The organism is Cylindrospermum stagnale PCC 7417, assembly GCF_000317535.1.
GTDB classification, from domain to species: Bacteria; Cyanobacteriota; Cyanobacteriia; order Cyanobacteriales; family Nostocaceae; genus Cylindrospermum; species Cylindrospermum stagnale.
On sequence record NC_019757.1, the window covers coordinates 1289608 to 1309140 of the forward strand.

Sequence of the window (19533 nt, forward strand, 5' to 3'; positions counted from 1 at the left end):
ACTGCTGTTCACAACTCAAATAGGATTGCTATATTGGACGATAAAAAATTAAATTAAATAGTTTTTCACCGGGAAACTTCGTAAAAAAGGCGCTAATTCAGCACGTTTTCTGCCCAGTTGGGGAAATTTAGCCAATTTAGGAAAAGTTTCTCGCAGATTATCGAAAAGATTATCAGCAGCTTTTAAGTTATGGGAACTCCAACAAATAAATTATCCAATCTTGTGGGATGGGCGTCTCGCCCGTCCAATAAACTGGGCGGGCTAGAAGCCCACCCACAAGAATTAGTTGGATATTTTTTTAGTTGGAACTCCCTATTTTGCGCGACATAGTTCCAGATATTCTCAATATCTTGTGCTGCTTGAGTAGAAATCCGAAATCGGCTCATACAATATCATTCTGAGTCAATTTTTGTTGTCCCCGTGTTTTAATATCTTCAAGAAAAGCCGAAAGCGTCTCTTCGTTATATTCAGTATAATCACCACTATCAAGCTGTTTAATGCCGATATTGATTTCCTGTTGTAATGTTGCCAATTTGAGTTTTTGCAGTTCTTCCTCAAGACTCTGGATGTGATCTAGCATTTGCTGAAATGCTTGGGCTTCATGTACCACAACCTCAGCTTTGCCGTTGACAGTTAGTATAAGTGGGGACTTTGTGGACTTGATGCGCTCTACGTAGTCCTTAGCATTGCGCTTAAAGTCGGTGAGAGTTTGAATATTTTCCAGATTGATTCTGATATTCATCACATCTAATAAAGTGCTTTATCAAGTATTTTATCAGATGCTATACCGTCTATTTCTATTTCGAGTCCGTTCAATTCCCAAAAGATTTAAAATAAGAAAATATCTTTGAGCAAGGTGACTCAAACAGCCGTGAATCAGAATGGGGTAACGGTACAACGTAGTGAACCAACTTATTACTCCTTGCTAGGACTGCATCCCTCAGCATCGGTAATCGATATTCGCCGTGCTTATCGGGAACTAAGCAAACGCTATCACCCTGATACTACAGAATTACCTGCTACTATTGCTACCGCCAAATTTCAGCAAATCAACGAGGCTTACGCCACTTTGAGTAGCCCAGAACGGCGGTTAAGCTATGATTTAAAAATTGGCTATTCGCGTTTTGGGGTGATTCAAGCACCCTCAGATTTGAACCATCCTGTTTCCCATCCCTATAACTGGTCGAAGTCAGCTTACCTCGACCCTAGCGATCGCCCTTTGTCAGCGGGGGAGATTTTTGCTTTGTTTATGCTGGTGTTGACGTTTTTGGGTTGTGCGCTATTAGCGATCGCGATCGGCCTAACTCGTGGTGAAGCCGCCTTTCAACCACAACTCCTGCCAGCAATCACCACTGCACAACAGCAGATTACCCATTTATTGCCACTAATTCTCCCGCTGTAAATTAAAAATTAAAAATTTCTGCTGCCAAAATCTAAAATCTAAAATCCAAAATTCTTATGTCTCTACTTCCCTCAGAAACCCCGCTGTATAACCATCCTCTGCCACAAATTGAACAGTGGCTAAAAAACCAAGGCTGTCAACAAGATGAGGCTGAACTACATTGCTGGCATCTGCTGCGACCTAGTTGGAAAGCCGAACTCTGGCTTGATATCGAGCAAGTCACAGTGCGATATATCCAAGCTGGAGACAATGGGCAAGATATCCAACGCTCGTTTAAATATTCTCTCAGTCGGGAAGATATAGAACAAGCAGTTTTTTCTGGCCCCTAAATTGTTTCATGGGTAATAGTTTTACCCATTACCCATTACCCATTACCCATTACCCATTACCCATTACCCATTACCCATTACCCATTACCCATTACCCATTACCCATTACCCATTACCCATTACCCATTACCCATTACCCATTACCCATTACCCATTACCCATTACCCATTACCCATTACCAATCCTTTAAACTTTCCCAAATCGGCGTTCCCGTTGCTGGTAAGCAGATAAAGCACGATGAAACTCAACACGGTCAAAATCTGGCCAGAGAGTATCGGTGATATAAATTTCGCCGTAAGCCATTTGCCAGAGGAGAAAATTCGAGAGGCGCATTTCCCCGCTAGTCCGAATTAACAAATCTGGGTCAGTAATTCCTGCTGTGTACAGGTGGCGTTCAAACACTTCTTCGGAAATTTCATCAGGTTTTAGTAGACCTTGCTGGACTTTTTCGGCGATCGCCCGACAAGCTTGTAAAATCTCCTGCCGTCCACCATAATTTGTGGCTACTGTGAACCGGATAGCACGATTATTTTTAGTTTCTGCCATTGAACGGGAAATTTCCTGTTGAAGCGATCGCGGCAGCGCCTGCAAATTTCCCACAAACTGAATTTGAACATTCTCATCGACCATTTCCCGTAATTCTTGGCGTAAAACTCTCTGGAACAGAGTCATCAAAAAATCCACCTCTTCCTGCGGTCTTTTCCAGTTCTCCGTCGAAAAAGCATAGGCCGTCAGTGCCTGAATTCCCCAATCCTTACAACAACGGAGCAAATCCTTCAGAGCATCTACTCCCCGTTTATGACCCATAATTCGAGGAAGACCTTGACGTTTAGCCCATCGACCATTGCCATCCATAATCACCGCAACATGCTTAGGCAGTAGTTCTGGTTTTAAATCGGAGGGCAGAGATTGCAGTTCAGTTTGTTCAGTAGTCATTTTTTATTTCGAGAAGCGGTCGATGGGAGTCTGAGTAAACGTGAAACCAGTGCTAGTGCCTTACCACCAATCTGACGAACCAAACTTAACAAACCAGGTGCTACAGCTTCCCGATCCACAGTTGGCGACAATCGAGCCTCTAAAGACTCTTTCAGCTTCCTAATCGTCAGTGGTCTGTATAGGGTTCCCCGTTCCGCTAAGGAAATAGAACCCGTTTCTTCTGATACAACGACACAAATGCAATTTTCGACCCGCTCAGTAATTCCCATCGCCGCCCGGTGGCGTGTTCCCAACTGGCGCGAGGCTGTGCGTCCCGAGAGTGGTAAGATTATACCCGATGCCACGATCCGCGAGCCACGAATCAACGTCGCCCCATCATGTAACAGAGTTTTCGGCTGAAAAATTGTCTGTATCAGTTCCTTAGAAACCTCCGCATTCAGCTTGACGCCTGGCACAGAAAAATCTCGCTCATCAATTGGGCCCGTCGTTTCCAAAATTAGCAAAGCGCCAATCCGATTTTTAGACAGTTCTTTAACTGCATCGATAATTTCATCAATCACACTATCAGACTTGGGTACTGCCAGACTGGATGGTTGAAACAAGTGCCGGAATTCGCCACGTCCCAATTGTTCTAAAAATCGCCGAAACTCTGACTGAAGCGCTACCGCCATCGCTACAGCGCAGCCAATCACCAATTTTTCCAGGACAAAGTTTAGCAGGGGTAGCCCCAATCTGCCACTTAGCGCTGAGGCGAGCATCAAGACAATAAATCCCCGCACCATCCACAGTGTCCGGCGCTCACTGATGATCACTAGTATCATGTACGTTAGCGCTAGCACTAACACGATATCCAGAGTCCCAAGCAGCAAGGACTGTGACCATCCCAGGTTTATCAGCCATTGCTTCCACCAATCTCTCATGACATCTGGATTCTAATAGTCATTAGTCATTAGTCATTAGTCATTAGTCATTAGTCATTGGTTCTTAGCTAATGACTAATGACCAGGGACTAAGGACTATTTTTTAAGTCTTTCTGGTAGGCAATCTTGTCGAATCAAGTCTTGATAAGTTTCACGTTGCAAAATCATATTTGCTTCGCCGTTCGCCACTAAAACAGCCGCAGGTCGGGGCAGGCGGTTGTAGTTAGATGCCATACTGTAATTGTATGCACCAGTTCCCATAACGACGAGAATATCTCCCGGTTGAGTTTTTGGCAGTTGGGCATTTTTAATCAGAATATCCCCTGATTCACAATGTTTACCAGCCAATGTGACTGTTTCTGTGAGGGGAGCAGACATTTTATTCGCAACTACTGCCCGATAAACTGATTGGTAAGTAATTGGGCGAGGATTATCTGACATTCCTCCATCAATGGCTACGTAGGTGCGAATTTCGGGAATAGTTTTGGCAGAACCGATAGTGTAGGCGGTAACACAGGCTGTGGCAATTAGCGATCGCCCTGGTTCACACAGTAACTTTGGTAAAGGCAGATTTTCGACTGCACAAGCGGATTGAACCACTTCACAAATCGCCTTTGCCCACTCTTCGATGCTGGGGGGATCGTCTGATTCTGTATACTTAATCCCTAAACCGCCACCAACGTTTAACTCTGTCACTGTTAGTCCATACTTCGCCGCATCCCGCAACCATTGCACCATCACAGCAGCTAGATCGCGATGCGGTTGACGTTCAAAAATTTGGGAACCAATATGGGCGTGTACCCCCACACAGTTTAAGCTCTGTTGTTGACTGACAAAGGCAAAAACCTCATTGAGATCATTGGGGTCAAAGCCAAATTTACTATCTAAATGTCCCGTGCGAATATATTCGTGAGTATGACACTCAATCCCTGGAGTTAGCCGCAGCATGATGCGAATTGCTGGAGAGTTTTCCGCCAAGGCTACCAAGGTATGTAATTCATGCCAGTTATCGACGACAATCGTGCAACCTGATTCGATCGCTAAAACTAGCTCTTCACGAGATTTATTATTCCCGTGCAGGTAAAGTTTACTCGGACTTACACCTGCATTCAGGGCTGTGTAAAGTTCACCCCCAGAAACTACATCTATTCCTAACCCTTCTGAGGCGACGATCGCACAAACTGCTAAACAATTCCAGGCCTTGGAAGCATACAATACCTGAGATTCACCTTTGTAGTATTGCCCGAATGTATCCCGATATTGCCGACAAGCCGAACGCAGGGTGTCTTCGTCTAAAATATACAAAGGCGAACCAAACGAATGAACTAGGGTTGTGACATCACACCCACCAATTTCCAGTAAGTCATGATGATTAACTCTGGCTGTTAAAGGTAGAAGTTCCTGATTAGGCGAAAAATTTGCGGTGGTGTTGGGCCTTTGAGGCAAATACTGACTACCAGAATGTTGAACCCCAGTGGCGTGAGTGGATACCATAACTAATAAAAGTTGTCCTTGTTAAAATTACGCGTGTGAGCAATTTTCCCCCGTCCGAGAATTTCGGGGATTCATCCGTGAATGTGGGATTTTTCCTTTGTCCGTGTCATGCCAAACTGGAAACTGCTACTCGTGACGGCTATGATTTACCAGTCGTTGGGTATTCGCAGTTTTAGTGCTAATTTCCCACTGCGCCGGAGTTCTACTGGATTCGCCACGCATCAATGCAACCACGGTTGTTTTTACTCGATTTTCACCTTTTATTGTACAAGATCCGCGCCAGCTTCCCTCAACGGAAGCTACTGCCTTTCATTCCCGAACTGAACGACTTAGCGGCGGGTAGTTGACTACATAGAAGCATTCAGGCTAATTTTCCCTAACTTGAAAATAACTGTGAGTCTATCAAATTTAAAAATTCAATTTTTGACCCTAGAGCATTTGACCCAATTGCTGGAACTGGATCAAGCCTGTTTTGGCGGTTTGTGGTCGCTAGCAGGCTACCAAAGAGAGTTGGAGAGTCCTAACAGTCATTTGCTTGGTTTATTTTCCCCTCTCACCGGCTCCAGGCTGTTGGGAATGGGTTGCTTTTGGTCAATTTTAGAAGAGGCGCACATTACAATTTTGGCGGTTCATCCCCAATATCACCGTCAAGGCTTGGGTGCGGCTTTACTATATTCTCTGATGAAGACAGCGAGGAATCTTGGTTTGGAGCGAGCTACTCTTGAAGTCAGAGCATCCAACGCGGGGGCAATCTGTTTGTATGAAAAATTTGGCTTCAAAACGGCTGGGCGGCGACGGCGTTACTACCAAGATAATAATGAAGATGCTCTGATTCTTTGGCGTTCAGATTTACAACAGCCAGAATTTGCCGCAACTTTGGCTCACTGGCATACCATAGTTAGCGATCGCGCGAGCGGGTGCTGTTGCCCAATCATCCCAAAAGGATAGTTGCACCGTGCCAAAGGCACAGTGGAAGCTTGCTGGAGCAAGCCTCGGCAACATACGCACCATCGCTTCAGTCAGTCCTCTTGACAGTTGATTAATTAGTCATTGGTAAAAAACAACTGACAATTTATCTCCATTAATGTCAAAAGAATGTAATTTTTCGGTGCCGACTACAATCAGAATATATGATATTTAGTTTTTTTTATATAAAAATAACTAATAAGTTTTCTTTATTTCTTGACAATGACAAGGTATATATGATATTTATCTATGTTTGGGATTAGATTAACAAATTCTCAGCCCTGGCGGTCTGTTATTTGTAATCAATGCCAAAAACGCTGGCAAAATCAACCTCCTCAGTAGAGTAGCCAGAAAAAAAGTAAAAAATAGTTAACAATTAACCGATCAACCTGAGTGATAGGTTTTGGATGTCTATAATCTTTATACAGGCATCCAAACTCTTGGCCTGTGCTAAAATCAGCATACCGGCACGACGCAGGTGATGGGAAAAATGCCATGTTTGAACGCTTCACAGAAAAAGCCATTAAGGTAATCATGCTGGCCCAAGAAGAGGCCCGCCGTTTAGGTCACAACTTTGTCGGCACCGAACAGATCCTCTTGGGTCTGATTGGTGAAGGCACTGGAGTGGCAGCCAAGGTGCTGAAATCGATGGGCGTCAATCTCAAAGATGCCCGAATTGAAGTTGAAAAAATTATAGGTCGAGGCTCTGGCTTTGTGGCCGTGGAAATTCCGTTTACGCCACGGGCAAAGCGAGTTCTAGAACTATCCTTGGAAGAAGCACGCCAACTGGGGCATAACTACATTGGCACCGAGCATCTGCTGTTGGGCCTAATCCGAGAAGGGGAAGGTGTAGCAGCCAGGGTGCTAGAAAACCTCGGTGTAGATCTATCTAAGGTCAGAACCCAAGTAATCCGCATGTTGGGAGAAACTGCCGAAGTTTCACCAGGAGGCCCATCCGGTCGCACAAAAACCCCGACCTTGGATGAATTCGGCTCTAACCTGACCCAAATGGCGGTGGATAACAAGCTCGACCCTGTGGTGGGAAGGGCTAAAGAAATTGAGCGGGTGATTCAAATTTTGGGTCGCCGGACTAAAAATAATCCAGTGTTGATTGGCGAACCAGGAGTTGGTAAAACGGCGATCGCTGAAGGTTTAGCGTCACGCATTGCTAACAAAGATGTCCCCGACATCCTGGAAGATAAGCGCGTGGTGACGCTGGATATCGGCTTGCTGGTTGCAGGCACCAAGTACCGGGGTGAATTTGAAGAACGTCTGAAGAAAATCATGGATGAAATCCGCTCTGCGGGTAATGTCATCCTCGTGATAGACGAAGTTCACACCCTAATTGGTGCAGGTGCAGCAGAAGGTGCCATTGATGCGGCAAATATCCTCAAACCAGCTTTGGCTAGAGGTGAATTGCAGTGCATCGGCGCGACAACCTTAGATGAGTACCGCAAGCACATTGAGCGGGATGCAGCTTTGGAACGTCGCTTCCAACCAGTAATGGTAGGTGAGCCATCAGTGGCTGAAACCATTGAAATCTTATTTGGACTGCGGGAACGCTACGAGCAACATCACAAGCTGAAAATCTCCGATGAAGCATTGGAGGCAGCAGCGAAGTTGTCTGATCGTTATATTAGCGATCGCTTCCTCCCGGATAAAGCAATCGACTTGATTGATGAAGCCGGTTCGCGGGTACGCTTGATTAACTCCCAACTGCCACCAGCAGCTAAAGAGTTAGATAAAGAACTGCGGCAAATCTTAAAAGAAAAAGATGATGCAGTGCGCTCCCAAGACTTCGACCGAGCCGGGGAATTGCGCGATCGCGAAATGGAAATCAAAGCCGAAATTCGGGCGATCGCCCAAAGCAAGACCAATGCTAGCGGTGGTGATGGTTTAGAACCAGTCGTCACCGAAGAAGACATTGCTCACATTGTGGCTTCCTGGACAGGAGTACCGGTGAACAAACTCACCGAATCCGAATCCGAAAAGCTGCTGCACATGGAAGACACCTTGCACCAGCGGCTCATCGGTCAAGACGATGCAGTGAAGGCAGTTTCACGGGCAATTCGTCGCGCGCGTGTCGGTTTGAAAAACCCCAATCGACCAATCGCCAGCTTTGTCTTCTCCGGGCCCACCGGCGTAGGTAAAACCGAATTGGCGAAATCCTTAGCCTCATACTTCTTCGGATCTGAAGAAGCCATGATTCGCTTGGATATGTCGGAATATATGGAGCGTCACACCGTCAGTAAACTGATTGGTTCACCTCCTGGCTATGTTGGTTACAACGAAGGTGGTCAGCTGACCGAAGCCGTGCGGCGGCGTCCTTACACCGTGGTGCTATTCGACGAAATCGAAAAAGCGCACCCCGATGTATTCAATATGCTGCTGCAAATTTTGGAAGACGGTCGGTTAACAGATGCTAAAGGACGCACGGTGGACTTTAAAAACACCTTGCTGATTTTAACTTCCAATATTGGTTCTAAAGTAATTGAAAAAGGCGGCAGCGGTATCGGTTTCGAGTTCGCTGACGATGTCACCGAATCAGCCTACAACCGCATTCGCTCTTTAGTGAACGAAGAACTCAAGCAATACTTCCGTCCTGAATTCCTCAACCGACTAGATGAAATTATCGTCTTCCGTCAGTTGAGCAAGCCTGAAGTTACACAAATTGCTGAAATCATGCTCAAAGAAGTGTTCGGTCGTCTAACTGAAAAGGGTATCACCTTAGAAGTCACCGACCGCTTCAAAGACCGCCTCATCGATGAAGGTTACAGCCCCAGCTATGGTGCCAGACCTTTACGGCGGGCAATTATGCGCTTGTTAGAAGATAGCTTGGCGGAAGAAATTCTGTCAGGACGCATCAAGGATGGCGATATCGCTACCGTTGATGTCGATGAAACCGGCACTGTCCGCGTTTCTTCTGAAAAGCGTCGTGAATTGTTGCCTCAAGGTGTTGAGTCGTAGTTAGGAATTTGTAAAAGTTAAATAAGCGGTAGAGGATTTCGGTTCTCTACCGTTTTTTTGTCTCACGCAGAGGCGCAGAGGCGCAGAGAGGAGGAGTAGAGGTCATTCCTACACCAGAGCAAAAAACACAGTTATTTATCCTGTCCTGTTGGCTAACTAAACTATATTTACCTATAAACCTGGTTCGAGTTGATAAACGCACAGGTAATGTGTTTATCCTCGCGGGTGAAGAGAATATGATAGAAATATATCCTAATGGTAAATGGAGGTATGTGGTATGAGTCAGCCTAACTTCCAAGGTATGAGTACAAAAGAATTACGTGCTTATGTTTTATCTCATCGGGATGACCAAGAGGCATTTTACACTTATGTAGATAAATTGAAGGCTGAGGCAAATTGGGTAGAAATGCCACCATCAGAATCTGTTGATGATTTGAAGAATTATCCTGAATTTTTGCAGAGTCTTAGTAATGGTAAAAAATTACTTGAAAGTGAAGAATAAGGGGGGTTAATTATGACTAATACAAAACCTGTGCGTCGTCGTCAACTAGGGAGAATCTTTCCAGAATTTACAATACCACCCGAAGAATTAGCTAGACGGGAAGCTGAAAAAAATGCTCGTGGACAAAAAGCACGTGTTATTTTTGATCAAGTTTGTCCGCAATTAATAGATGAACATTACAATTGGTTTATTGTGATTGAACCAAACGGTGGTGACTATTTTATTGATCCTGATGAAAATGCTGCTGACAAAAAAGCGCGTGAAAAATATCCTACTGGTTGGCTTGTTACATTCCGTCTCAATGAAACAGGTGCTTGTGGACGGATATGATTTTTAATATTTTTAGTTTAGGTGATTGCCTATTTCTTGAATAAACCAATTCATTGTATACTTTATTTTTTGATAATCTTGTTGTTCAAAAAAAGCTTTAAGTTCATTGAGAGGCTGATCATTATCTAGATCATATTCAAAATTACCTAACCTATGTCTCAATATTGAATAATTAGTTGAAATATAGTTGATAACCAGTTGACTATTAAAGTAGGTATCTTTTAAGTTAAACAGTTGAATATATGCATATCCCTCTTCAAGTCTGCCGCGAATGCTCACTCCGTTTTTATAAAGTACAAATTCAGAGAAGATACCTTGTATTTCTTCTTTAGAAATATTATTTTTTAGTTTTTGCAGTTTTATTTTTATAGATTTACCTTTAAGATCGACCCTTTCTGCTAGTGATTTACCATTATAATCTGTATGACTTGCAATATCCCTGATATCCATAATATGGGTAATCGTTTTATATTCTTTATCTTTATATTTAGATTTTTTAAAATTTTCTTCCCCACCCCTTACAAGGTAAAAAAAATCTTGTAACCTCCGTATTTTTGTATAATTGTTATCTTGAATATTGTTATAACCATATTTTTGTATTATAAATGTATTAACCAAAATTTCTATTTGCAGATATATTTTTCGGCAATATTCTACAAAATTATTATTCATAATATCATTCAATGATTGTTGATTATATTCTTCAAGTATTTTTTTGAGTTCCTCATTTTCTAATATATTTAGCCATTCATAAATTGAATAATCAATCAACTGTATTTTATTAGAATCTAGTTTAATTTCTTCCCTGGATAATTTTTCTATATATAGAGAAATACTTTGCAAATTAAAATTTATTTGTTCTAGTATTTTTTGCTGTACTGTATCCATCAATTAATCCTCGCGTATTTTGTTACTAATTGATAATTTTGTTAATATTTTATATTGGTTACTATATTTTTGATAAATAAAATCATTTTTTCCTTTAACAATACCTATAAACTCTATTTTTCCCCTCAATATCTGCTGAAATTTGAGGTCTTTTTTTATAGGTAATCTTGATTTAAATAAATATTTCTCAAAATATTCATTTTCCGCAGCCTCAAGCCCAAATTTAGCCCAAGCATAAAGCATAGCGCGAACTTGACGCACATATTTTCGGTCAACATTAGGAAAAAGATTAGTTGTTAATCCTGTTACTTCCTGATGGTTTCCTTTTACTTGCAGTCTATTTTTTTGCTGATTTACTTCAAATCCGTTCTCATTAATGACTGCTGTTAACCGATTACCAATAACAATTTTTTTGCATTCTTCTTCAGCTACAATATATGCTAACTCTTCTGGAAATTTAGGTAAAGTTGTTGAAAAAGTCATATCATCAGCATATCTTGTATAAGTAGCTTTACAATCTTTAGCCAATCTTTGCAATTGACTATCCATCTTGGCACAAATCATATTAGTAATTATTGGTGAAGTTGGTGCGCCTTGAGGTAACTGATTGTTATGACAACAAATTTGTGCTAAAACTGTGGCTACGTCTGGATGTAAATTATAGGGTTTAGCCATAAACATACCCCGCACCCGACCGAAATTAACAGAAGGGAAAAAATCTTTGATATCAAGATTGAGAACATAGCGTTTTTTAGCATGAGCTTGAGCATTGCTAACAATATTTTTACCACTCACAAAACCATGTACTGATGGCTTTGTTTGATATACAGCTTGTAAAACTTGATTAAGTTTTCTTTGAATAAGTTTGAGAGCCGTTATGGGAGTTGATATTTGACGAATACCACCAGATTTTTTTGGTATGTCAAAAGTTTTATAACGCTTTTCAGGTTCAACAAGATATATGTGATAAACAAGACGACGATAGGAAATCCCTAAAAGGTGGGCTATATCTATTGGTTTTGTGAGAGAGTAAAATCTCTCCCGCAAAGTTTCGGGACTATCTGTGAGAATTAAATGGGAGTCTTTTTGCACTTTCTCCGTAATGGATAATTAAGAAAAAATATCACTCGCGGGTGTATTCTCGCTTACTCGGAAAAGGAAAAGCAATTAAACGCGCTAGGCGCGTCGTTAAAACTAACCGTCAAATACACCGTCGCAGGATCAACAACGGAAATCAATACTTATTCCCGCAAGTGATATAGGTGGCTTGTCTCAGGAATCATCGATAATTGATGATTTAGATTTACCAGTAAACTACTTTACAGACTAACAAACTCAAAGTATACCGTAAAAATGCTGAGATTTAGGGTAGATTAGGTTGAGCGAGAGCGAAACCCAATCTTACATATAGCTAAAATGTTAGATAGATGAGATAAGCAATAACAGGTATTTCTAGTTATGTCTTTCAGTGATGTAGTTGAAGCAATCAAAAGCCTTTCCACGGAAGAGAAACAACAAATTCAACTGCTATTGCAGCAGTATCTCCGAGAAGAACGCCGTGAAGAGATATATGAAAACTTTCAAGCGGCGAAAGTAGAACAACAAAAAGGTGAACTCAAGTTTTCTTCCAATATTGATGAACTGAAACAAATGATAGAAGAGTGATGGTAGAAGTAAGTTTCAGTTCATCATTCAAACGTGCTTTTAAAAAGTGATTCAAGTAAATGTAGATTTAGAAGCGCGGTTTTGGCAAAAATTAGAGCAGTTTACAGCAGATCCTTTTGAGAAGAGTTTGAGAACTCACAAACTGTCAGGGAAACTTAAAGATTTTTGGAGTTTCAGCATTGATTATGATGCGAGGGTGCTGTTTTACTTCACTGATAATGTAAATGCTGTCTTTGTAGATATTGGCAGCCATGATGAAGTTTATTAGATAAAATCTATGAATAAAGAGAATACGCAGCTAGAAACAATATAAATACCTGTAAAATTCAAGCATATCAGCCGTCGTGAGTTTATGAAGTTGCCCTTAGAAGAACGACGACGCATATTAGCAGAACAAGCTGAATTAATGTTGCCACATTATCAAGAAGATAATGAATGGCAAGAATTATAGACAGTTAGTGGTAGGTTGGGTTAAACGAAGTGAAACCCAACATATATTCTGTTAAGTAGGTAGACGGAGAAAAAACAAAATATATTTCGTTTTGCAAAATGGCTAAAACTAAACCAGAATAACGCATCAAGGCAACTTTACATATCGTTACACATTTTGGTTCTCTCACGTCCACCTACTTAGCGTTGGGTTTCGTTCCTCAACCCAACCTACATACTCAAAGATAAGCAAGGGTGCAAAATTCGCTTTCAAGCCATAACAGATAATCAAGTACAATTAATACACAGTCACCAGAAAGGATTAAGAATGTGCAAGCCATTCTCTTAAGCCGCGAAGAAGTTGGAAGACGTGCCAGAGATTTATACGACAATGGCATTCGTCAGCAAGTAGAAACAGAAGAAAACATCGGTAAAATGGTAATTATCGATATAGAAACAGGTGAATATGCAGTTGATAAAATAGGTTTAGAATCAGCGCGATATTTACGCCAGAAAAATCCCTTTGCGCGACTATATGGTATTCGCATTGGCTATAAATTTGCTGTTTCTTTCAATGGCTATCTGGAGCGTGATTCTTAGTGATTTCTGGCATTGTCAAAGATGGAAATGCAACTGTTAATGTCATATTCCGACTGCTAAATATACCAGATTTTACTATTGAATTTGTTATAGACACAGGTTTTACAGATTACCTTTGTCTACCACCAGAAGCAGTTGCTTTGTTGAGTTTACCCTTCCTGTATGATATGCCTGGAAGACTGGCTGATAATAGTTGGATAGAAATACCAATGTATGAAGCTACCATTATCTGGAATGGAGAAGAAAGAGAAGTTAACGTACTTGCTACAGGAAAGCGACCTTTACTAGGAACTGCGTTACTTGATGAACATGAACTTGTAATCCAATTTACTGAAGGCGGTTTAGTCACAATTGATGAGTTATAAATGCCAGCATATCCTCAAAATATTGACTGAGTTAATTTTTCAACAGCCTTGAACAAGTCTTCTAAAGAGAATTGTACTTCAACTTTGATTGTTGAGGTTTTGGACATCTCACCAGCTAGTCTATTGTTATTAGATAGCAGTCCTAAGTTATGCATGAGTTGCTGATAAAGCTTGTAATGTTTACAAAAGTACGAATCAGAAATTGCACAAGCTCACTGCATCCTCTAAGATGAAGGTATGTATAGCGCTAGCCTTTTGTATACATTACACTCTTTTTAAGGATTACTACTCATTTACGGATATATCCTTAATTCAGTGCTGAAATCTTCATTATTTTATAAGTAAAATCACAGATGTTTTTAGCTATTTAATTAGATTAATCTAACGTTACAGCCTACTTAAGTACGTTGATGCAACATAAATTAAATCTAGGTGCTGTTTAACATCAATTTTAGGCTTAGACACAAAATTTATATAATTAATTATTTGGGCAAGCTATGGGCAAGGCAATAGGGATTGATCTGGGGACGACTAACTCTGTCGCCGCTTTTAAGTTGGCAGAAGTGGAAGTGGTGACAGCTAACGATAACACGCCCCCAGACAGGAAACTGACGCGATCGCTTGTTGCTTGCGATCAACAAGGAAAATTTTTGGTCGGAGATCAAGCTTACAACCAGCTACGGGCTGACCCAGAAAACGTAATTATTTCTATCAAACGTTTGATGGGTAGGGGTTTCGCTGATATAGAAGTTCAAAAACAAAAAGCAGAATTGGGTTACAAAATTGCCCAACCAACTCAAGGGACAGACAACAGCATTGCGGTTTGGTTAAAAGACAAAGAATATCAGCCAGAGGATATTTCGGCAGAAATTCTCAAAAAAATTGTCCAAAATGCCCAAGCTTATCGCCTCTCATTTGACAAAACAGGGGAAGTCATCGACCAAGCTGTGATTACCATCCCCGCCTATTTCAACGATAAACAACGTTATGCTACCCGCACAGCCGCACTTAAAGCCGGAATAACTCCCCTAGAACTATTACCAGAACCGACAGCCGCCGCTATCTCCTACGGCTTTGCACCAGACAGCGAAGATGTGAAGACGATTTTGGTGTATGACTTTGGCGGGGGGACATTTGACGCTTCACTGATTACCGCCGGGGGAACTTCATTTATCGAACAGGGGAAAGCGGGAGATTTATGGCTGGGAGGTGATGACATTGACTCGCGAATGATCAAGTTTGTCAAAGAGCAAGTTTCTCAACAAGAAAAAATTAGCGATATTGACGACTTGATTGCGAATATGCCCCATTATCAACGGGTGCGATTTAACGCTGATTTGAAGTTAGCGGTAGAACGGGCTAAAGTTGAATTAAGCAGTTCTTTATCAGCACAGATTGCTCCTGCGGCTCAATTACTTGATGAATTGGGAATTGCGATGCCGATTGAGGTAGAAATTACCCGTGAGCAATTTGAGGAATTGATTGCTGATTTGGTAGATCGTTCGCTGCAAATTTGCCGCCAAGCTTTAGAATACGCTGAATATCATCTGGAAATGGTGGATATTGTGCTGCTGGTGGGTGGTTCTTCTCAAATTCCTTTGGTACAACGCAAAATCAAAGAAGTTTTTGGCACTAATAAAGTGGTGGTGCATCCCCGGCCAATGTACGCCGTAGCCGAAGGTGCCGCAATTGTCGCTGCTGGACAGACGGAGAAGGTAACGACGGTTTCTCGCGACTATTTTATTAAGTTAGTGGATGGCAAGGATAAAGTTATTAGACAAGGTGATATTTTGCCAGTGACGACATCGCACACTTTTAAAACTGTGGCTGAGGGACAACGCCTGATTCACTTTCAGTTTTTCAGCCCTGATGAAGTCAAAGAAAGGTTAGATAAGGTGAAATCTGATGAAAGTATTGGGGATATCTGGTTGGGGTTAGACAAAAAGTATCCAGCCGGCACGGAAATTATGGTGAATGTGGAGTTGGATGAAAAAAACAGCGCTTTGCGAATGACGGCGACTTTGAAAAATGACCCTGCGGTGAGGGTGAGTTGTATTTTTTCCCGTGGTCGTTCAGATGAGAGAATATATCAAGAGTTAGAAGCAGCGATCGCCGAACTCAATAACCAAGATTTAACTGAACTCGGTGTGGAAGCAGCTTTGAAGCTAGCAGTCCCAGTTGTGCAGTCAGCTAACCAAATCATCGATCCGAGGACGGGAGAAGAACGCAGCGATTTACGCGATCGCGCCGGGACAAATTTGCAAAAGTTCCAAGTTTCTATGTCTCCAGAACGCCTAGAAGCCGAATCTCTGCTGCATGAATGCGATCGCATTTTTCAACTGTGCGGATTTATGCTTCCCCAACCGCAGCAGGAACGATTGCAAAAGCTGACTCAAGAGTTACAAACTGCAATAAACACCACTAACCGCTCTCAAATGGATTCTCAGAGCGAAGAAGCAAGAAAAGAACTCAGCAATCTCCCTGATGAAGTGCAGGTAGTGCAAGCGTATCTTTTGGCAATTCGCCTAGCCAAACCAGTTGCACCCACCCAAGCAAATGCCATGTTTGACAAACTCTTACGGATGATCAACGCGATGGAAAGAGATGATAGACACGAAGCTGATCGCTTAATGCATGAACTGCAACCAGATGTCAATCATTGGCTAAATCAAGAATTGCCCAGTAATAGTATTGTCACCGGACTAACTCGATGAATCTGAAGCTTAACTGTCCTGTGTGCGGGTATCAAGAAATAGAGAGCAACACTTGCCCTAACTGCGATACCGATCTTTCCCTCCTGCGGATGCTCCAAGAGTTACCACAACGAGAAAACTCACTCCTAGCAAAATTCGCTGGATGGCCATTAGGATTCGCCTTGCTGATACTAATCCTCGGTATGGGGTTGGGAGCTTATGGCAGTTTTCTCGTCGTGCAACCCAATTTATATATAGCTACTATCTCTCCTCGCAATCCAGTGGTGATGAGTAGCGCCAGCCCAAAACCTGCGGCTAGTCCTGCTATTGCACCTGAGAAACCCCCAAAATCGAATACTTACATTGTCCAAGCTGGAGATTCTCTGAGTGCGATCGCCGAAAAATTTTGTGTTAAAGGAACTTCTTGGCAAGTCATAGCTAAAGCTAACCCTCAACTAAAAGGGCGGGAAAACGATCTAGAGGTGGGGGATCAGTTAAAAATTCCCAACTGTCAGGAGGCGAATTAATGAGCATCCTCGGCAGCTTGAATACCTTAAGTAAGTTTTTGCTGGGGGTGGGGATTGTTGATGTTTGGCGACAAGCTCCACAAACTCAGAAAGCTTGCCGCAAGGCGGAACAACTCGCCGAAAAAAAGCACCTGCGGGAGGCAGTCACAATTGCTGCCCAGGCGATCGCACTTTGGTCGAAAAATCCAGGTTTTTGGGAACGTCGGATTTGCCAAATCTTATTAGGTGATAGTTTAGACAAGCTTAAACAGCAATATCTCCAGTGGGGTCAACAAGTTGCCGAAGCGAACAAGCTGGCGAATAACGCCCAAGCCCTTCTCAGGCAAGATATTGGTGACCCTTTAGAAACGCAAACGCTCTTAAAAGCAGTTGCCATTTATCAAGGCTGTAGCCAAATTATTCACGATGAGCAAGTATCGGAGGCGATTAAGCAATGTCAACAGGAACTGGAACGACGGCAGCAATTTCAAGAATTAATCATACAGGCTGATTCCCAAGCAGAAAATCTGTTTTACAAAAATGCGATCGCCATTTACCAGCAAGCCGCTGCACTTTATTCGACAGAAGCTGTCAAAAATGCGATCGCTACAGCCCAAATCCAAGTCCCCCAAGAAGAAATTTACTATTCTGCTCTCCAAAAAGTTCAGCAAGCTGAAAGTGATGGTAGATTACAAAATGCGATCGCTCTTTTAAACTCAGCCCTGACTAACTTTCGCCGCTCCGACGGACTTGATTTACTCCACAAGCTACAATCAACAGTTAAAGGCACAAAACATTTCCGCCAAGGGTTAGCAGCAGAAAAAGCCAGTAAATTTCCAGAAGCTACATCCCATTATCAAACTGCTAAATCACACTTGCCAGATATCACCAACTGCCGCATCAGATTAGGGCTGGTAGCAATTAAAACTCAAGACTGGATAACTGCAATATCTCACCTAGAGGGTGTACCTGGAGAACAAGCCGCTTATCTGCGGGGATTTGCCCTGGCTCAACAAAATCATTTACAGCCAGCTTATCGGGAATGGCTTGGGGTATCTGCTGATGCAATTACCGAGCAACGGCAGATTCTCAAGCATCTTTCCCAACGACAACGCCAGCAATCTCTACAGAATATTGAGCAATTGGTAGAAGTCGAAAATCTGGAACAGGCTAAAACTAACAGTCAGGAATTTCTGCAAAAATTCGGTATTGATCCCTTGGTCGAGGCAAATCTCAATGAACATATTCAGCCACGCTTAGAAGCAGAATTTTGGCAAGGGACAAACTGGGGAATAATTGCCAATAAAATTGCAGAAAACTGGACTTTACAGCCAACTATCACCACATTACATAATTGGGTAGTAGCCACTTATTACCATGCCCAAACTGACTCTACGAAACTTAACGATTTGATTATTGCCTTATCTACAGCATTAGCAAATCTCACTAAAGATCCGAGCCTGCAAAATGTGCCTTGGCTAGGAAATCAACCTGTCGATTTTGCCGCCTTATCTTCAGAATTGAAGCACCGATTAGAATCAGCGATTGATACAGTTAAAGATACTAATATTCAAGATTATTTAAATTTACGCGATCGCTCACGATTAGAATTAGTTGCCTTGAAATTAATGGGTGAGCCAGCAAAATGGGGGATGAAAATAAATGATATTTTTGTCACCCCAGGTTGTTACAATAATTTTCTCTCCCAGTGGCGTGATATTTCCGTCGAGAGCATAAATGCTAGTCAAAAAAATCTGCGTTCTCTATATACTCCTTGGGGTTTAGCTGTAGCTGCTTGTTTAGAAGGCGATATTCAAAGAGCAATTCAGCTTAAACCCTCAATTAACCCTACTATTGGCATTGAAATTTTTGCTCAAAACTTTGTTGCTTACTACGAAGGCTGCTATTACCTACAGCAACAAAAATGGCGCCAAGCAATCATTCCCCTAAAGCAAGCAAAGTCAGAAATCGAAGATCATCAAGATTGGCAACAAGAAATAGATAGGCTTTGTGGCTTACAACGTCAAGCCGTATCAGAATTTTTAGAGCATTTGGAATTAGCTGAATTTTGGTACGACCTTGTAGGCAGTAATTTTGCTAGAAGTTACTTAGCTGAATATCAAGCAGAACAACTGCGGCAGCAAGTCATTAATAATAATATTTCCCTAGCTCAAGCCTTGAGACAACTTCAAAAAATCAAAAAAACTGATATTAGTAATCCTGTTGTCATCGACCTGATAGAAAATCTTGAACTCAGCCAGGAACTAGAAGAAATTGACCAAATGCTCAAAAATCGTCAGTTTGAAGCAGTGGTGATCAAAGCTAGGTGTTCCCAGCGTGAAAGAGTTCGCTATATGGTAGCTGAGTTTTTTATCGATATATTGGTTAATGGTGTAAAAAATGGACATTTAAATAACCCAGAAGAAATTCAGCAACTAGGACTCTGGGCTTACGAAATCTGCCCACATGAGTCAGCATTTCAAGAAATTTACCGCAGTTTGAAATTGTCTTGGTAAAAGGATTTTAATTTTTAATTTTTAA

At 41.9% G+C, this 19533-nt stretch carries 22 protein-coding genes; 14 read left to right on the top strand and 8 right to left on the bottom strand.

The window, feature by feature from the left end; translation table 11 throughout:
- Positions 1 to 48: 48 nt before the first annotated feature.
- From CYLST_RS35750 to CYLST_RS05345, 3 genes are read right to left on the bottom strand one after another with little or no spacing between them, the layout of a single operon-like run.
- Complete coding sequence (locus tag CYLST_RS35750; protein WP_245587515.1) at positions 49 to 135, bottom strand: hypothetical protein; 87 nt, start codon at positions 133 to 135, stop codon at positions 49 to 51.
- Between the two features lie 47 nt (positions 136 to 182).
- On the bottom strand, positions 183 to 386 hold the full coding sequence (locus tag CYLST_RS05340; protein WP_015206683.1) for a hypothetical protein: 204 nt from the start codon (positions 384 to 386) through the stop codon (positions 183 to 185).
- Positions 383 to 742 (bottom strand): type II toxin-antitoxin system prevent-host-death family antitoxin, encoded by a 360-nt coding sequence (locus CYLST_RS05345; RefSeq protein WP_015206684.1) that lies wholly within the window; start codon positions 740 to 742, stop codon positions 383 to 385. Before CYLST_RS05345 ends, CYLST_RS05340 begins: the two co-directional genes overlap by 4 nt.
- A 114-nt stretch (positions 743 to 856) precedes the next feature.
- On the opposite strand from CYLST_RS05345, the gene CYLST_RS05350 reads away from it, so the two are divergent.
- Positions 857 to 1402 carry a J domain-containing protein gene (locus CYLST_RS05350; RefSeq protein WP_015206685.1) on the top strand — a complete coding sequence of 182 codons (546 nt, stop codon included), beginning with the start codon at positions 857 to 859 and terminating at the stop codon, positions 1400 to 1402.
- Positions 1403 to 1458: 56 nt separating this feature from the next.
- Positions 1459 to 1731, top strand: coding sequence for a DUF3143 domain-containing protein (locus tag CYLST_RS05355; protein ID WP_015206686.1), 273 nt, complete (start codon positions 1459 to 1461; stop codon positions 1729 to 1731).
- Positions 1732 to 1917: 186 nt separating this feature from the next.
- On the opposite strand, the gene uppS is transcribed toward CYLST_RS05355, so the two are convergent.
- The 3 genes from uppS to lysA form a co-directional block, all read right to left on the bottom strand.
- On the bottom strand, positions 1918 to 2667 hold the full coding sequence (gene uppS, locus CYLST_RS05360) for a polyprenyl diphosphate synthase (protein WP_015206688.1): 750 nt from the start codon (positions 2665 to 2667) through the stop codon (positions 1918 to 1920).
- Entirely contained in the window at positions 2664 to 3587 is a 924-nt protein-coding gene (cdaA, locus tag CYLST_RS05365; protein WP_015206689.1) for a diadenylate cyclase CdaA, read from the bottom strand. The genes uppS and cdaA overlap by 4 nt, the downstream gene beginning before the upstream one ends.
- A 96-nt stretch (positions 3588 to 3683) precedes the next feature.
- On the bottom strand, positions 3684 to 5081 hold the full coding sequence (gene lysA, locus CYLST_RS05370) for a diaminopimelate decarboxylase (RefSeq protein WP_015206690.1): 1398 nt from the start codon (positions 5079 to 5081) through the stop codon (positions 3684 to 3686).
- A 393-nt stretch (positions 5082 to 5474) separates the two neighbouring features.
- Here lysA and rimI point away from each other — a divergent pair, with 393 nt between their 5' ends.
- The 5 genes from rimI (at position 5475) to CYLST_RS05390 (ending at position 9846) form a co-directional block, all read left to right on the top strand.
- Positions 5475 to 6029 (top strand): ribosomal protein S18-alanine N-acetyltransferase, encoded by a 555-nt coding sequence (gene rimI / locus CYLST_RS05375; protein ID WP_015206691.1) that lies wholly within the window; start codon positions 5475 to 5477, stop codon positions 6027 to 6029.
- 513 nt (positions 6030 to 6542) lie between these two features.
- Complete coding sequence (locus tag CYLST_RS05380) at positions 6543 to 9014, top strand: ATP-dependent Clp protease ATP-binding subunit (protein ID WP_015206692.1); 2472 nt, start codon at positions 6543 to 6545, stop codon at positions 9012 to 9014.
- Between the two features lie 104 nt (positions 9015 to 9118).
- A complete protein-coding gene (locus tag CYLST_RS36680) occupies positions 9119 to 9295 on the top strand; it encodes a DUF6888 family protein (protein ID WP_425389078.1) in 177 nt (58 codons plus the stop codon).
- Positions 9292 to 9516, top strand: a complete 225-nt coding sequence (locus CYLST_RS05385; protein WP_015206693.1) for a DUF6887 family protein — start codon at positions 9292 to 9294, stop codon at positions 9514 to 9516. The genes CYLST_RS36680 and CYLST_RS05385 overlap by 4 nt, the downstream gene beginning before the upstream one ends.
- 12 nt (positions 9517 to 9528) lie before the next feature.
- Complete coding sequence (locus CYLST_RS05390) at positions 9529 to 9846, top strand: hypothetical protein (protein ID WP_015206694.1); 318 nt, start codon at positions 9529 to 9531, stop codon at positions 9844 to 9846.
- A 12-nt stretch (positions 9847 to 9858) separates the two neighbouring features.
- On the opposite strand, the gene CYLST_RS05395 is transcribed toward CYLST_RS05390, so the two are convergent.
- Complete coding sequence (locus CYLST_RS05395; protein ID WP_015206695.1) at positions 9859 to 10734, bottom strand: hypothetical protein; 876 nt, start codon at positions 10732 to 10734, stop codon at positions 9859 to 9861.
- A gap of 3 nt (positions 10735 to 10737) precedes the next feature.
- Positions 10738 to 11826: a reverse transcriptase domain-containing protein gene (locus CYLST_RS05400; protein WP_015206696.1), complete on the bottom strand. Its 1089-nt coding sequence runs from the start codon at positions 11824 to 11826 to the stop codon at positions 10738 to 10740.
- Between the two features lie 366 nt (positions 11827 to 12192).
- Here CYLST_RS05400 and CYLST_RS05405 point away from each other — a divergent pair, with 366 nt between their 5' ends.
- The 7 genes from CYLST_RS05405 to CYLST_RS05435 all read left to right on the top strand — a co-directional run bounded on the left by CYLST_RS05405 (position 12193) and on the right by CYLST_RS05435 (position 19508).
- Positions 12193 to 12399, top strand: a complete 207-nt coding sequence (locus CYLST_RS05405) for a hypothetical protein (RefSeq protein ID WP_015206697.1) — start codon at positions 12193 to 12195, stop codon at positions 12397 to 12399.
- Between the two features lie 46 nt (positions 12400 to 12445).
- On the top strand, positions 12446 to 12667 hold the full coding sequence (locus CYLST_RS05410) for a type II toxin-antitoxin system RelE/ParE family toxin (protein ID WP_015206698.1): 222 nt from the start codon (positions 12446 to 12448) through the stop codon (positions 12665 to 12667).
- A 491-nt stretch (positions 12668 to 13158) separates the two neighbouring features.
- The gene (locus CYLST_RS05415) at positions 13159 to 13428 is read left to right on the top strand and encodes a hypothetical protein (protein WP_015206699.1); all 270 of its coding nucleotides are present in this window, start codon (positions 13159 to 13161) and stop codon (positions 13426 to 13428) included.
- Positions 13428 to 13793 carry a clan AA aspartic protease gene (locus tag CYLST_RS05420; protein ID WP_015206700.1) on the top strand — a complete coding sequence of 122 codons (366 nt, stop codon included), beginning with the start codon at positions 13428 to 13430 and terminating at the stop codon, positions 13791 to 13793. The genes CYLST_RS05415 and CYLST_RS05420 overlap by 1 nt, the downstream gene beginning before the upstream one ends.
- A 497-nt stretch (positions 13794 to 14290) precedes the next feature.
- Positions 14291 to 16507: an Hsp70 family protein gene (locus CYLST_RS05425; protein ID WP_015206702.1), complete on the top strand. Its 2217-nt coding sequence runs from the start codon at positions 14291 to 14293 to the stop codon at positions 16505 to 16507.
- Positions 16504 to 17013 (top strand): LysM peptidoglycan-binding domain-containing protein, encoded by a 510-nt coding sequence (locus CYLST_RS05430; RefSeq protein ID WP_015206703.1) that lies wholly within the window; start codon positions 16504 to 16506, stop codon positions 17011 to 17013. The genes CYLST_RS05425 and CYLST_RS05430 overlap by 4 nt, the downstream gene beginning before the upstream one ends.
- On the top strand, positions 17013 to 19508 hold the full coding sequence (locus CYLST_RS05435; protein ID WP_015206704.1) for a tetratricopeptide repeat protein: 2496 nt from the start codon (positions 17013 to 17015) through the stop codon (positions 19506 to 19508). Before CYLST_RS05430 ends, CYLST_RS05435 begins: the two co-directional genes overlap by 1 nt.
- Positions 19509 to 19533 lie beyond the last annotated feature (25 nt).

What these genes read in the sequence shown, in the direction of transcription:
- CYLST_RS05340 (WP_015206683.1), bottom strand. Translation starts at nt 386, where the DNA reads ATGAGCCGATTTCGGATTTCTACTCAAGCAGCACAAGATATTGAGAAT.
- CYLST_RS05345 (WP_015206684.1), bottom strand. Translation starts at nt 742, where the DNA reads ATGAATATCAGAATCAATCTGGAAAATATTCAAACTCTCACCGACTTT.
- CYLST_RS05355 (WP_015206686.1), top strand. Translation starts at nt 1,459, where the DNA reads ATGTCTCTACTTCCCTCAGAAACCCCGCTGTATAACCATCCTCTGCCA.
- uppS (WP_015206688.1), bottom strand. Translation starts at nt 2,667, where the DNA reads ATGACTACTGAACAAACTGAACTGCAATCTCTGCCCTCCGATTTAAAA.
- cdaA (WP_015206689.1), bottom strand. Translation starts at nt 3,587, where the DNA reads ATGAGAGATTGGTGGAAGCAATGGCTGATAAACCTGGGATGGTCACAG.
- lysA (WP_015206690.1), bottom strand. Translation starts at nt 5,081, where the DNA reads ATGGTATCCACTCACGCCACTGGGGTTCAACATTCTGGTAGTCAGTAT.
- CYLST_RS05380 (WP_015206692.1), top strand. Translation starts at nt 6,543, where the DNA reads ATGTTTGAACGCTTCACAGAAAAAGCCATTAAGGTAATCATGCTGGCC.
- CYLST_RS05385 (WP_015206693.1), top strand. Translation starts at nt 9,292, where the DNA reads ATGAGTCAGCCTAACTTCCAAGGTATGAGTACAAAAGAATTACGTGCT.
- CYLST_RS05390 (WP_015206694.1), top strand. Translation starts at nt 9,529, where the DNA reads ATGACTAATACAAAACCTGTGCGTCGTCGTCAACTAGGGAGAATCTTT.
- CYLST_RS05395 (WP_015206695.1), bottom strand. Translation starts at nt 10,734, where the DNA reads ATGGATACAGTACAGCAAAAAATACTAGAACAAATAAATTTTAATTTG.
- CYLST_RS05405 (WP_015206697.1), top strand. Translation starts at nt 12,193, where the DNA reads ATGTCTTTCAGTGATGTAGTTGAAGCAATCAAAAGCCTTTCCACGGAA.
- CYLST_RS05425 (WP_015206702.1), top strand. Translation starts at nt 14,291, where the DNA reads ATGGGCAAGGCAATAGGGATTGATCTGGGGACGACTAACTCTGTCGCC.
- CYLST_RS05430 (WP_015206703.1), top strand. Translation starts at nt 16,504, where the DNA reads ATGAATCTGAAGCTTAACTGTCCTGTGTGCGGGTATCAAGAAATAGAG.
- CYLST_RS05435 (WP_015206704.1), top strand. Translation starts at nt 17,013, where the DNA reads ATGAGCATCCTCGGCAGCTTGAATACCTTAAGTAAGTTTTTGCTGGGG.